General features: G+C 65.2%; 12 protein-coding genes. 10 read left to right on the top strand and 2 right to left on the bottom strand.

The genetic code is table 11. The features are described 5' to 3' along the window. Positions 1–205: 205 nt before the first annotated feature. The 8 genes from CCD76_RS00115 (at position 206) to CCD76_RS00080 (ending at position 8,598) form a co-directional block, all read left to right on the top strand. On the top strand, positions 206–1,678 hold the full coding sequence (locus tag CCD76_RS00115; protein ID WP_218776935.1) for a sodium/glutamate symporter: 1,473 nt from the start codon (positions 206–208) through the stop codon (positions 1,676–1,678). Continuing rightward, positions 1,675–3,303, top strand: coding sequence for an amidohydrolase (locus CCD76_RS00110; RefSeq protein WP_087717560.1), 1,629 nt, complete (start codon positions 1,675–1,677; stop codon positions 3,301–3,303). Before CCD76_RS00115 ends, CCD76_RS00110 begins: the two co-directional genes overlap by 4 nt. Beyond that, positions 3,296–4,198, top strand: coding sequence for a CobW family GTP-binding protein (locus tag CCD76_RS00105; protein WP_087717559.1), 903 nt, complete (start codon positions 3,296–3,298; stop codon positions 4,196–4,198). The genes CCD76_RS00110 and CCD76_RS00105 overlap by 8 nt, the downstream gene beginning before the upstream one ends. 132 nt (positions 4,199–4,330) lie before the next feature. After that, on the top strand, positions 4,331–5,236 hold the full coding sequence (locus tag CCD76_RS00100) for a transporter substrate-binding domain-containing protein (RefSeq protein WP_256960977.1): 906 nt from the start codon (positions 4,331–4,333) through the stop codon (positions 5,234–5,236). Positions 5,237–5,340: 104 nt separating this feature from the next. Further along, entirely contained in the window at positions 5,341–5,982 is a 642-nt protein-coding gene (locus CCD76_RS00095) for an amino acid ABC transporter permease (RefSeq protein WP_087717558.1), read from the top strand. Positions 5,983–6,005: 23 nt separating this feature from the next. Then, a complete protein-coding gene (locus tag CCD76_RS00090) occupies positions 6,006–6,671 on the top strand; it encodes an amino acid ABC transporter permease (RefSeq protein ID WP_087717557.1) in 666 nt (221 codons plus the stop codon). Between the two features lie 106 nt (positions 6,672–6,777). Further along, positions 6,778–7,545, top strand: a complete 768-nt coding sequence (locus CCD76_RS00085; protein WP_087717810.1) for an amino acid ABC transporter ATP-binding protein — start codon at positions 6,778–6,780, stop codon at positions 7,543–7,545. A 96-nt stretch (positions 7,546–7,641) separates the two neighbouring features. After that, positions 7,642–8,598 carry a D-2-hydroxyacid dehydrogenase family protein gene (locus CCD76_RS00080; RefSeq protein ID WP_306298773.1) on the top strand — a complete coding sequence of 319 codons (957 nt, stop codon included), beginning with the start codon at positions 7,642–7,644 and terminating at the stop codon, positions 8,596–8,598. A 92-nt stretch (positions 8,599–8,690) separates the two neighbouring features. Here CCD76_RS00080 and CCD76_RS00075 read toward each other — a convergent pair whose 3' ends face one another. Next, positions 8,691–9,380 carry a glutathione binding-like protein gene (locus CCD76_RS00075; RefSeq protein ID WP_087717556.1) on the bottom strand — a complete coding sequence of 230 codons (690 nt, stop codon included), beginning with the start codon at positions 9,378–9,380 and terminating at the stop codon, positions 8,691–8,693. A gap of 108 nt (positions 9,381–9,488) precedes the next feature. Next, complete coding sequence (locus tag CCD76_RS00070; protein WP_087717555.1) at positions 9,489–10,199, bottom strand: glutathione S-transferase N-terminal domain-containing protein; 711 nt, start codon at positions 10,197–10,199, stop codon at positions 9,489–9,491. A gap of 454 nt (positions 10,200–10,653) precedes the next feature. On the opposite strand from CCD76_RS00070, the gene CCD76_RS00065 reads away from it, so the two are divergent. Continuing rightward, the gene (locus tag CCD76_RS00065) at positions 10,654–12,351 is read left to right on the top strand and encodes an L-lactate permease (protein ID WP_087717554.1); all 1,698 of its coding nucleotides are present in this window, start codon (positions 10,654–10,656) and stop codon (positions 12,349–12,351) included. Positions 12,352–12,564: 213 nt separating this feature from the next. Then, positions 12,565–14,064 (top strand): glycolate oxidase subunit GlcD, encoded by a 1,500-nt coding sequence (gene glcD / locus CCD76_RS00060; protein WP_087717553.1) that lies wholly within the window; start codon positions 12,565–12,567, stop codon positions 14,062–14,064. Positions 14,065–14,078 lie beyond the last annotated feature (14 nt).

Raw genomic sequence — 14,078 nt, 5'->3', positions numbered from 1 at the left:
CTCGCGCCGGCCGTCGTACCCTCGCCACCTGGGCGCGACCGCGGCGCCGGCCCGCACGACCCGCACGACCCAATCGACAAGAGCATCGGTGACCGACCGGCCGGATTCGGAAACTGTCTCGAGCACGACGGGCATCTGTCCTGTAGCGCCGTCCATTCCCAACTTTAGTATGACCCGACGGTTTCGCACGACCCGGCGCCAGGGCATGCCCCCGTCGCACGGCGCCGGCGCGACTCGCCCCGACCATAACAACGTCAATCACGAGGACTACAACATGGGCAGCACCTTCCATGGCGTCATCGCCTTCGCGCTGATCGCCGCCCTGCTGGTTGTCGGCAGCCTGCTGCGCAGCCGCCTTCCCTGGCTACGGGCCAGCCTGATTCCCGGCAGTATCGTCGCCGGCATCATCGGCTTCGTCGGGCTCTCCTCGGGACTGATTCCCGGCTATGGCCCTTCCGACTTCACCGCACTCGCCTTCCACTTCTTCACCCTGAGCTTCATGTCGCTGTGTCTGACCGGCAGCCCCAAACCGGCCGCCGGAGAGCAGCGCCAGGGCATCGTCGGCGGCGGGCTGTGGCTGACGCTGATCTGGACCGCCAGCCTCGGCGCCCAGGCCGTGATCGGCTACGGTCTGATGGCGGGCTACGACCTGATCACCGGCAGCGACCTCAGCCCGCTGCTCGGCGCCATCGTCACCCACGGATTCACCCAGGGGCCGGGCCAGGCGCTGACCTACGGCACGATCTGGGAGAACGATTACGGCATCGCCAACGCCGCGCAGGTCGGCGTCATCTTCGCCTCGCTGGGCTTCGTGGCCGCCTTCGTCGTCGGCGTGCCGGCCGCGCGCCATTTCCTCAAGCGAGGGCTCAACACCAACCGCAATTCGACGCTGGACGACGACTTCGTTCGCGGCTTCCACACCGTCGAGACACAGCCTTCGGCCGGCAGACAGGTCTCGCATTCCGGCACCGTCGACTCGCTGGCCTGGCATCTGGGCCTGCTGGGCGTGGCCTATGTCATCACCTACGTATGGCTGAGCGCGATGCAACCGCTGGTGGCCGGCAATCAGGTGCTGTCGGTGTTCTTCAGCTACAACCTGTTCTTCATCCACGGGCTGACGGTCTGCGTGCTGATGCGAATGGCGATCGACCGGTTCGGCTGGGCCGACAAGGTCGATGACGACACGCTCAAGCGCATCACCAGCGGGTCCGTCGACTTCATGGTCGTGGCCACCCTGATGAGCATCCAGATTGCCGTGCTGTCGGCGCTGCTGGTGCCGATCCTGCTCATCGCGGTCGCCGTGACGCTGGTCACCTTTCTCGGCGCGATGGCGATCGGCAAGCTCAGCGGCCGGCTCGGGCCGGAACGTGCCGTCACCGCCTTCGGCTGCTGCTGCGGCTCCACCGGCACGGGGCTGCTGCTGTTGCGCATGCTGGATGCCGACTTCAGCACCTCCGTTCCCAAGGAGCTGGCGTTCTTCAACATCGCGATCATCGTGGTCAACATTCCGACGCTGTTCTTCGTCGCCCCGATCGCGCCCTCCCTCGGCACCGGGAGCTACCTGGCGATCTTCGGCGGCTACGTGGTACTGATGCTGGTCTGCATCCCGCTGCTGCTGAAATGGCAGCGTGGCCGGGGCAACCGGACCGCCTCGATTCAGGAGCCCAATCCCTCATGAACCATCGCATCTTCGCCGCACGGCGCATTCTGACCATGAACCCCTCACAGCCTGAGGCCACCCACATCGCGGTGCGCGACGGCCGGATTCTCGGCGTCGGCTCGCTGGAAACGCTGTCGGATCTGGGAGACTTCGAACTCGACGAGCGTTTCGCCGACAAGGTCATTCTGCCCGGCTTCGTCGAGGGTCACAGCCACGCGCTGGAAGGCGTGCTGTGGGAATATCCCTACGCCGGCTTCTTCCCGCGCCAGGACCCCGACGGTCATACCTGGCCGGGACTGACCGAGATCGCCTCGCTGCAGCGCCATCTCGGCGAGCAGGTGGCCAGGCTGCCGGCAGACACGCCGCTGATCGCCTGGGGCTTCGATCCGATCTACTTCCCCCAGCGCCGACTCGACCGCGACGATCTCGATGCCGTCGACGCCGAGCGTCCGATCGTGGTCATCCATGCCAACCTGCACATGATGACCGTCAACAGCGCCATGTTGCGCGCCTCCGGGCTCGAATCGCAGGCCGACATCGAAGGCGTGATGACCTTCGACGACGGCCGTCCCAACGGCGAACTGCGCGAAATGGCGGCGATGTTCGCGATCTTCGACACCCTCGACCTCGATCTCTTCGATCGCGGCAGCGAGGAAGCGACGCTGGAACGCTACGCGCGCATCGGCCAGCGCCACGGCGTGACCACGTTGACCGATCTCTACAACCCGCTGAGCGAGACCGGCGTCGAAAGCATGCGACGCACCTGCGGAAAGCCTGACGTACCCATGCGCCTGGCGCCGGCAATGAGCGCGCTGACCTATACGCCGGAAGCCGGCATCGAGCGGTTGTTGAATTGCCGCGAACTGGGCAGCGACAAGCTGCACTTCGGACTGGTCAAGCTGATGACCGACGGCTCGATCCAGGGCTACACCGCACGTCTCATGTGGCCGGGCTATCACGACGGCTCGCCCAACGGCATGTGGAACGCCGAGCCGGAACGTCTGACCGAGATCGTTCACCGTTATCACCAGGCCGGGCTGCAGTTGCATATCCACACCAACGGCGACGAGGCCGTCGAGCTGATGCTGGACGCCATCGAATCGGCGCTGGAGCTGTGGCCGCGGGCCGATCATCGCCACACCCTGCAGCATTGCCAGATCATCAGCCACGCCCAACTGAAACGCGCGGCGCGGCTCGGAGTGTGCCTCAACATGTTCGCCAACCACCTCTACTACTGGGGCGACATTCATCGCACCCGCACGCTGGGATTCGAACGCTGCCAGCGTCTCGAACCGCTGGCCTCGGCGGATCGCCTGGGCATACCGATCGCGGCGCACTGCGATGCCCCGGTCACGCCGCTGGCACCGCTGTTCACCGCGTGGTGTGCCGTCGCCCGCCAGACCGCCAGCGGCGAGGTGCTGGGGTCCAACGAGGCGCTGAGCGTGGAGCGGGCGCTGCGCCTGATCACGCTGGACGCGGCCTACACCCTCAAGCTGGACGATCGCGTCGGCAGCCTGGAGGTGGGCAAGTTCGCCGACATGGCGGTGCTCGACGAAGACCCGCGCGAGGTGCCGCTGGAGCGGCTGGCATCGATCGGCGTCGCCGCGACGGTCGTCGGTGGCCGGGTGTTCGACAATGTCTGAGCCGGACGCCGGCCCGATCCCGGTGATCGTGGTGGCCGGCTACCTCGGCGCCGGCAAGACCACCTGGCTCAACGCGCACCTGCGGGACGGCGTGACGCCCGGCACCCTGGTACTGGTCAACGACTTCGGCACCATCAATGTCGATGCGGAGCTGATCGACTACGCCGGAGAGCGCCTGCTCAAGCTCAGCAGCGGTTGCCTCTGCTGCTCGCTGAGCGACGAGCTGGGCACTCAGCTCTCACGTATCGGCCGCTGGCCGGAGCCGCCTGCCGCGTTGATCATCGAGACCAGCGGCGTGGCCCGCCCGCGACGGATTGCCGACATGATTCGCGTGGCGCGACGCTTCCGCCTGGAGCGCATCGTCACCCTGGTCGACCTGGCGAGTCTCGCGCAGCGGCTGGACGACGGCCGCGTCGCCTCGCTGGTGGAAGAGCAGATCGCCAGCGCCGATACGCTCTCGCTCAACCGCGGCGACGCCCTCGACAGCGACGCACGGGATCGCCTGATGGCCCGGATCCAGGCGCTCAACCCTGTGGCGACCGTTACCGGCGGCGCTTCCCGCCCCGGCGCGCGCCCGCAACCCACGACAGCGCAACCGGTGACAGTCCGCCGCACGGATGAACGCGACCCGGACTGGCAGCGCTTTGCCATCGATCTCCCTCCTTCGGTCACGCGACGCTCGCTGGAAACCCTGCTGACCCGCCACGCCGAGGGGCTGGCGCGGGCCAAAGGCATCCTCCGCGCCGACGGGCGACACTACGTCTTCCAATGGAGCGGCGGGCGGGCCGAATGGACGCCCACCGCGCCGCGTCCGAGCACCGGCCAGTTGGTGGGTATCGGCTTCGTCGGCGAGCCCTTCGATGCGCTGATTGCGGCGCTGAAGGCGCTCGACTGACTGGCCGGCGGCAACGGCGATCTGGCCAGCCAATGTCCGGCAACTGGCTCTATAGCAACCGCTTCGGGATTCTTTAGGGTGGGGTCACGGTACGCAATCACCATCGCCAACAACAACGAGAGGGTGTATTCCATGATGCGCTTCCCGACCCGTAAACCGAACGCCTTCCACCTGCCCAGCCTCGCTGCCAAGGCCATGGCCGGTACGCTGGTGGCGCTGTCGTTGTCGACCCTGTCGCTGACGGCCTTCGCCGCCGACCTGCCCGAGATCGAAAGCCGCGGCTACCTGAGCGTGGCGACGGAGGACAACTACGCGCCGTTCAACTTCATAGAGGACGGCAACGCCAAGGGCTTCAACACCGACATGCTCGAGGAGTTGCGCAACTACGCCGACTTCGAGGTCCGCCAGGACATCCTGCCCTGGACCGGCCTGCTGGCCGCCGTCTCTACCGGCCAGTACGACATGGCGCTGACCGGCGCGTCGGTCTCCGATGAGCGCCTGCGGGTGTTCAACTACACCGCGCCCTACGCCTCCGCCCAGCACTTTGCGATCAAGCGTGTCGGCGACGACAGTATCGAGAGCGTTGCCGATCTGAGCGGCAAGACGCTCGGCGTACAGGCAGGCAGCGTGCTGCTGTCGCGGTTGCCGGAACTGAAGAAGATGCTCGAGGACAACGACGGCGAGCTGGGCGAGGTGGTGCAGTACGAATCCTACCCCGAAGCCTTCGCCGATCTGGCCAATGGCCGTCTCGACTTCGTCATCGATTCCGCCGTGCCGGTCAACACCCTGGTCGCCTCCAAGCCGGACGTCTTCGCCAAGGGCCCGGCGGTTTCCGGTGCCGGCTACGTCTCCTGGCCGATTCCGAAGAACAGCCCGGAACTGCTCGAGTACATGAACGGCTTCCTCGATCACATGCGCGAGACCGGACGCCTGGCCGAACTGCAGGAAAAATGGTTCGGCGAGAGCTTCCCCGACCTGCCCACCGAGCCGCTGACCAGCGTCGATCAGTTCCACGAACTGGCCGGCCTGGACGACTGATCCCGGCTGCCTGACCCGTCACATCGCATGACGCGCCACATCGGTAGCGGCGCCGCGGACTCCACGCGGCGCCATTCCCATTCTCAGGCTTTCGGGAGCCGCCCATGAACGCCAGTGCCTGGCAAATGCTGCTGGAAGGCGCCTGGACGACCGTCTGGATCTCCGGCGTATCGATCGCCCTGGGGGTGACGGCCGGCCTGATCCTGGCCCTGATCCGCATTGCCCGCATTCCTGTCGTCGACCAGATCCTGGTCCTCTACATCAGCCTCGCCCGCGCCACGCCGCTGGTCACCCTGGCGCTGTTCATCTTCCTCAGCGCCCCGACCTTCGGACTCAACCTCGACCGCAACGTTGCCGGCATTCTGGCGCTGACGCTCAACACCACGGCGTTCAACGCCGAGATCTGGCGCAGCGCCTTCCGCAACTTCTCCCGCGAACAGCGCGAAGCGGCCATGGCCGCCGGCATGACGCCGTGGGTCACCTTCCGGCGCATCATGCTGCCGCAGATGATGATCACGAGCCTCCCCGGCCTGATCAACGAGATGTCGTTTCTGATCAAGGGCAGCCCGGCGATCGCGGTGATCGGCATCGTCGACCTGACCCGCGTCACCAACCGCATCTCCGCGGTGACCTACGAACCCCTGCCACCGATCCTCGTCGCCTGCGCGCTCTACATGGCAGCGATCGGTTGTCTGGTCTGGCTGCAGCGGCTGGCCGAACGCCGCGCCAACCGGCTGGCCACGTGAGAAAAGGACGGTGAGGAAGCGTCATGAGTAACTGGGAAATTCTGTGGAGCGCCCGCGATCAGTTCTGGAGCGGATTCCTGAGCACGATGGAGATCTTCGGCCTGTCGGTCAGCGCCGCGTTCGTGATCGGCTGCGGGATGCTCTATCTGCTGGAGGGCAGCCGACCCCGCCTGACCGTGCCGCTGCGGGTGTTCATCGACGGCATGCGGATGCTGCCGTTTCTGATCCTGGCCTATCTGCTCTACTACGGCCTGCCGGCGTTCGATATTCGTCTCGATGCCTGGTGGTCCGGCGTCGGGGCACTGGCGGTCTACCACGGCTGCTACTTCGCCGAGATATTCCGCGGCGCGCGACTGACCTTTCCGCCCGGTCAGGTCGAAGCCGCCAAGGCCCACGGCTTCACCAAGGGCAAGATGTTCTTCCGCCTGATTCTGCCCCAGATCGTGATGCAGACCCGGCCGCTGCTGGGCAATCAGTTGATCTATGCACTCAAGGACACCGCCTTCCTGGTGATCATCACCGTGCGCGAGCTGACCGCCGCCGCCAACAGCCTGTCGGGCACCTATTTCATTCCCACCGAGGCCTTCATCGTGGTCATCGGCTTCTATTGGGCGGTCAGCGTGGTCATGGAAATCATCATCAAGCAATGTGGCCGCTTCAGCGCCAAACGGGGATTCGACCATGTTTGAGAAAAACACGTCCGAGAAAGCCGTGTCCGAGACGACCACCACCGATAAGACCGATTCCGAGAAAGCCGGGGCCGAGAAAGCCATGCCTGAAATCTCCGCCTCCCGGATGACCGCCCCCGAGCAGATCGCGGTGTCGATCCGCCATCTCTCGAAAAGCTTCGATGGCGTCGAGGTCCTGCGCGACGTGGATCTGGAGGTGCGCGAGGGCGACGTGGTGACGATCCTGGGCTCGTCCGGCTCCGGCAAGTCGACACTGCTGCGTTGCATCAACTGGCTGGAGCAGCCCGACCGCGGCAGCATCCATATCGGCGGCCAGCGCATCGGCGTCAACGATGCCGGTCGGCCGATGCCGGTGCGCGAGCTGGCCAGGGTACGCGCTCGCACCGGCATGGTGTTCCAGAGCTTCAACCTGTGGCCGCATCTCAACGTGCTGCACAACGTCACCGAAGCGCCGATCCACGTGCTCGGCAAATCGAAGGCCGAGGCCGAAGCCCACGCGCGGGAGCTGCTGGAGAAGGTGGGCATGTCGCCCAAGGCCGATGCCTACCCCAATACGCTCTCCGGCGGCCAGAAGCAGCGCGTGGCGATCGCCCGGGCGCTGGCCATGCAACCGCAGGTGATGCTGTTCGACGAGCCGACATCGGCGCTGGACCCGGAGCTCGTCGGCGAGGTGCTGTCGGTGATCAAGGATCTCTCCGCCGAGGGCTACACCATGGTCATCGTCACCCACGAGATGGCCTTCGCCCGCGCCGTCTCCGATCAGGTGGTGTTTCTGGAGAAGGGGTTGATCATCGAAAAGGCCGATCCGGAGACCTTCTTCACCAACCCCAGTACCGAGCGGGTACGCAAGTTCCTGGAACGGGAAGAGAGTTGAACCGGAGACCGGCAACCGAAGACGGTGAAAGCGACTCGACAGCCGATGGCGAAAGTGCCAACAATGCGACAACGCCATCATTTCGAGGGAGCTGTCATGTCGATAACGGTTACGGTCTTGGACGACTATCAGGGATGCTGTGCCTTTCTCGACGCCGCCCACGAACTCGACGGCAGCGACGTGCGCCTGGACATCGAACATCGACATCTCGACGACCAGGCACTGCCCGCCCGCCTGTTGGACAGCGACGCCATCATCCTGATCCGCGAACGCACCTCGTTGACCCGCGAACTGCTTGAGCAGTTGCCTAACCTCAAGCTGGTGGTCCAGACCGGGCGACTCTCCTCGGCCATCGATGTCGAGGCCTGCAAGGAACTGGGCATCGCCGTTCGTGATGGCGGCGGCTCGCCGATCGCGCCGGCGGAGCTCACCTGGCTGCTGATCATGGCGGGCTGTCGGCGTCTGGGCGGCTATCTCGCCCGACAGGCCGAGTGCGACTGGCAGCGCACCAACGAGCGCCTGGAAGCGGAGTCGCTGGGCCATGCCGTTCACGGGCGCACGCTGGGGATCTGGGGACTGGGCAAGATCGGCAGCCGGGTCGCCGGCTACGCCCAGGCCTTCGGCATGAACGTCATCGCCCACGGAAGAGAGGGCAGCGCCGGTCGCGCCTTCGAGCTGGGCGTGGCGTTCGAACCCGATCGTCACGCCTTTCTCGCCCGCTGCGACGTGGTCAGCCTGCATCTCAAGCTCAACCGCGACACCCGCGGCATGATCACCCCGGAGGATCTGGCGGCGATGCGCGCCGATGCCCTGCTGGTCAACACCAGCCGTGCCGAGCTGATCCGCCCCGGCGCCCTGCTCGACGCGCTGGATGCCGGCCGTCCCGGCGCGGCGGCGCTGGACGTGTTCGAGAACGAGCCCGAGGGTGCCAGCGCTTACCAGACGCACCCTCGCGTACTGGCGACACCGCATATCGGCTTCGTCGAGAAGGACACCTACGAACTCTACTTTTCCACCGCCTTCCGTCAGGTTCGGGAGTTTTTCGCCGCCTAGAACGCAAAACGACAACCCCGGCCGAAGCCGGCGTTGTCGTAGACGTAGACATAGACGTAAACGTTGCCAAACCTGGCGTTACGGCCCTGGCGCTACTGCTGCCCGAACAGGTGCTTGCGCGCCTCGTCGGTCATTTCCACGTTGTTCTGCGGGTTGATCTCCTCGGCCTTCTCGTAGGCGCGAATGACCGCTTCGCGCGCGCCGACCCGCTCGAACCAGCGCTGCAGGCTAGGATAATCCTCCAGATCCTGGCCCTGCTTCTCGTAGGGCTTGATCCACGGCCAGATCGCCATGTCGGCGATGGAGTAGTCGTCGCCGGCGACGAAGTCGTTGTCATCGAGCTGCTTGTCGAGCACGCGATAGAGCCGCGAGGTCTCGTTGATATAGCGCTCGATGGCGTAATCGATTTTCTTCGGCGCGTAGTTGCGGAAATGATGGTTCTGACCCGCCATCGGCCCCAGCCCGCCCATCTGCCAATAGAGCCACTGCAGTACGCGATAGCGCTGGCGCCCGCTCTTGGGCAGAAACTTGCCGCTCTTGTCGGCGAGATATTCGAGAATCGCACCGGACTCGAACAGCGACAGCGGCTGGCCGCCGTCGGCCGGGGCGCGATCGACGATCGCGGGGATGCGGTTGTTGGGGGCGATCTCGAGAAACTCGGGCGTGAACTGCTCGCCCTTGCCGATATTGACCGGATGAATCCGGTAGTCGAGCCCCGCTTCCTCGAGAAAAAGCGTGATCTTGTGACCGTTGGGGGTCGTCCAGTAGTAGAGATCGATCATCACAGGCTCCTGTCGTGACGACCGGCGGTAAGCCGGATGCTGTCAGGATAGGCCTTGCGCCGGGCGACGTCTCGCTCGACATCGCCCGGCACTCGACAAAAGCGGCGCTCAGTCGGCGAACGCCCCTTCGATATCGACGATCCGCGTCGCCTCGCGACCGACACCGCCATGCAGGTCCAGCATGCGCTGGAACCAGGCGTAGACCGGGTCGGCGTTGGAAATCAGATCGGCAGCGGAGGTGACCCGCGCCCACATGAATGCGCCCACGACCAGGTAATCGGAAGCTCCGGCCTCGTCGCCTTCCAGGAACGGCGACTCTTCCAGCCGCCCGCGCATCGGCTCCAGTGCCTTGTCGAGCATCGACAGCCCCTGGCTCGGCGAATGCATCTCCTCGAGGGTGCGGCCGAACGCCTTTTCGCGGGTCGTGCGGAAATACTCGCGGTCATCGGGATGCACGGCGTTGAACACGTCCATCAGGATGGTGCGCATGATGCCCGGCGCCAACGAACGCTCGGCGTAGAACTTGAAGAAGCGCGCCCGCGCCTCGGCCACGCCGTCCCCCAGCAGCGGCTTGTCCGGATAGACGCGATCGAGATAGCGGAAGATCTCGTAGCTATCGACCACCGTCTCGTCGCCGTCCACCAGCACTGGCACTTTCGATTGGTCGGAGAAGGCGAGCGCCTCCTTGTCGGTGAACTTCCACGGGACGAATTCGCAATCGAGCCCTTTATGCGCCAGCGCAAACTTGACCCGCCAGCAGTAGGGAGAGAATCGCAGACGCTCGTCGCGCCCGCACAGATCGAACATCTTGCGGCCCATGTCACACTCCTCGTCAGATTCGGTTGTCACTGCCCAGGTCCGAGCAGCATGTCCAAGGGAAGATAAGCCGTCAAACCCGATGAATGCGCGCCCCCTTCGTTTTCTCCTCCTTCCACACCACTATCGCCGCTCGCCTCCGGGCAGGCGGCGATGTCCATTAGTCGCAGCGCAACGCCGCCCGTCCGCCGATTTCATCCTGCCAACGACTGGATAAGCCCTTTGCATTCAGCAACTTGAAATACAGTTTCGATCCTCTGCCTGCAATGGTAATACCAATTAACCACGATTGGCAGTGACACGTTCTATGGTTATCTTCCGATTCAATCGCCGCGGGCCGGGTATCGGAGGAGGCCGATATCCCGTTGGACAGGCGATAGACAGGCGCCATCGCCACCCAGCGACGGCCACCCTGGCGACAACCGACGCTGATAATAATGACTCAGGGGCTTTCGATATGGATCAAACGCTTCTTTCGTTGCTTGCCTTCCTGCCACTGGTGCTGGCGGGGGTTCTGCTGATCGGCTTCCGCATGGCGGCGCGCACGGCGATGCCGATCGTATTCGTCGTCGCGGTACTGATCGCACTGCTGGCCTGGGACATGACCGGCACCCGCGTGCTGGCTTCCACGCTGCAGGGGTTGATCATGACCGTCTCGCTGCTGTGGATCATCTTCGGTGCCATCCTGCTGCTCAACACGCTGAAGCACTCGGGCGGCATCATGGCGATCCGCAACGGCTTCTCCGGCATCAGCCCGGACCGCCGCGTCCAGGCACTGATCGTCGCCTGGCTGTTCGGCTGCTTCATCGAAGGTGCCTCGGGCTTCGGCACCCCCGCCGCCGTGGCCGCGCCGCTGATGGTGGCGCTGGGCTTCCCGGCGCTGGCCGCCGTGGTGGTCGGGATGATGCTGCAGTCGACGCCGGTCTCGTTCGGCGCCGTGGGCACGCCGATCGTGGTCGGTGTCACCGGCGGCGTGAACCAGTCGGCGATCACCGATCAGCTCACCGCCAACGGCTCGACCTGGGAAACCTACTTCCGCCTGATCACCTCCGAAGTCGTCATCACCCACGGCATCATCGGCGTGTTCATGCCGCTGATCCTGGTCATCGTGATGGTGCGCTTCTTCGGCGAGAACCGCTCCTGGAGCGAAGGACTGTCGATCACGCCGTTCGCGCTGTTCGTCGGTGTCAGCTTCGTGGTGCCCTCGATGCTGGTCGGCGTCTTCCTGGGGCCGGAATTCCCGTCGCTGCTGGGCGGCCTGATCGGGCTGGCGATCGTGGTGCCGGCGGCGCGCAAGGGCTTCCTGCTGCCCAAGGACACCTGGGATTTCCCGGAACGTTCGAAATGGCCGGAAGAGTGGCTGGGCAAGATCGAAATCAAGGTCGACGACGTGGCCGGCCGCGCGCCGATGTCCACCCTGCGTGGCTGGATGCCCTACGTCATCGTCGCCATCCTGCTGGTAATCTCGCGCACCGTGCCTTCGGTCAAGGCGGCGCTGTCATCGATCAGCACCGGCTGGAGCAACATTCTCGGCGAGGCGGGTGTCTCCGGTAGCGTCGAATGGCTCTATCTACCCGGCGGCATCATCCTGATCGCGGTGATCTGCACGATCTTCCTGCATCGTATGCGCGCCCCGCAGGTGAAGGCTGCCTTCGTAGAGTCCTCCAAGACCATCTTCGGTGCTGGCTTCGTGCTGCTGTTCACGATCCCGATGGTGCGAATCCTCATCAACTCCGGCGTCAACGAGTCCGATCTGGTCTCGATGCCAGTCGCCATGGCGCAACTGGTCGCCGACGGCGTGGGCCAGATCTACCCGCTGTTCGCCCCGGCGGTCGGTGCGCTCGGCGCCTTCATCGCCGGCTCCAACACCGTCTCCAACCTGATGCTGTCGGCCTTCCAGTTCAACGTGGCCGAAGTGCTGGGCGTCTCCACCGCGATGATGGTTGCGCTGCAGGCCGTGGGCGCTGCCGCAGGCAACATGATCGCGATCCACAACGTGGTGGCGGCCTCGGCTACCGTCGGCCTGCTCGGCCGGGAAGGCACGACGCTGCGCAAGACGATCCTGCCGACGCTCTACTACTGCCTGTTCGCCGGCATCATCGGCCTGCTGGCGTTCTACGTCTTCGGCTTCACCGACCCGCTCATGGGCGGATGACGAAACAGACGACAGAACGATCGCGACGCCCGGCCATGGCCGGGCGTCGCGTTACCGCACCACTTTGGTCTGACCATTTGCCAACTCGTTGGGCTTTTGGCTAATAGCCGACGCCGACGACCTTCCACAGAATGACCCATCGGTAATCGTGGAAAGCGCTTCCACAAATCGATTCCTGAACCGTACCTGACCGGCCGGCGCCGAGGAGATGCCATGGAACTGCTTTACGACGAGCGCATCGACGGCGAGATCGCCGATGTCGACAAGTCGGCGCTGATGGCGGCGATCCTGGCGGTCGCCCCCCAGTTGACCCTGCTCGATCGCGAAGAGGACCTGCGACCGTTCGAATGCGACGGGCTGTCAGCCTATCGCGTGCTGCCGATGCTGGTCGCCATGCCCGCGACGCTGGCCGAGGTCGAGGCGCTGATGCGGGTCTGCTACGAGCATGCCGTGCCCGTGGTGACGCGTGGCGCCGGCACCGGCCTCTCCGGCGGCGCGCTGCCGCTGGAAAAAGGCGTGCTGCTGGTGATGTCGCGCTTCAACAAGATCCTGAGCGTCGATGCCGACGCACGCATCGCCCGCGTCCAGCCCGGCGTCCGTAATCTGGCGATCAGCGAGGCGGCAGCCCCTTATGGTCTTTACTACGCGCCAGACCCGTCGTCGCAGATCGCCTGCTCGATCGGCGGCAACGTGGCCGAGAACGCCGGCGGCGTCCACTGCCTGAAATACGGTCTCACCGTCCACAACGTGCTGAGCGTGGATATCGTCACCATCGAGGGCGAGCGCATGACGCTGGGTGGCGAGTCGCTGGACACGCCGGGCTACGACCTGCTGGCGCTGTTCATGGGCTCGGAGGGCATGCTGGGCGTGATCACCGAAGTCACGGTGCGACTGCTGCCGAAGCCGGAAGTCGCCAAGGTACTGATGGCCTGCTTCGACGACGTCGAGCTGGCCGGCAAGGCGGTGGGCGACATCATCGCTGCCGGCTGCATTCCCGGCGGCCTCGAGATGATGGACAACCTGGCGATTCGTGCCGCCGAAGATTTCATTCACGCCGGCTACCCGGTCGAGGCCCAGGCGATCCTGCTGTGCGAGCTCGATGGTGTCGAAGCCGACGTGCAGGCCGACTGCGAACGGGTTCGCGATCTGCTGGAAGCGGCCGGCGCCACGCAGATCCAGCTCGCCCGCGACGACGCCGAGCGCCAGCTGTTCTGGGCCGGACGCAAGGCCGCCTTCCCCGCCGTGGGCCGCATGTCGCCGGACTACTACTGCATCGACGGCACCATCCCGCGGCGTGAACTGCCACGCGTGCTCAAGGGCATCAACGACCTTTCCGCGCATTATGGGCTGCGGGTGGCCAACGTCTTTCACGCCGGCGATGGCAACCTGCATCCGCTGATCCTGTTCGACGCCAATCAGCCGGGCGAACTCGAGGCCACGGAGGCGCTCGGCGGCAAGATCCTCGAGCTGTGCGTCGAAGCGGGCGGCAGCATCACCGGCGAGCACGGCGTCGGCCGCGAGAAGCTCAACCAGATGTGTACCCAGTTCGCCGCCGACGAGATCACCCTGTTCCACGCGGTGAAGTCCGCCTTCGACGAGCGCCGGCTACTCAACCCCGGCAAGAACATCCCGACGCTGGCGCGATGCGCGGAGTTCGGCGCCATGCATGTCCACCACGGTGAGCTGCCGCACCCAGAGCTGCCCCGGTTCTAACGATCAAGGGCGAG

This window comes from Salinicola salarius, from assembly GCF_002179555.1.
Classification (GTDB): domain Bacteria; phylum Pseudomonadota; class Gammaproteobacteria; order Pseudomonadales; family Halomonadaceae; genus Salinicola; species Salinicola salarius_A.
This window is presented reverse-complemented; position numbering and strand designations above follow the sequence as displayed.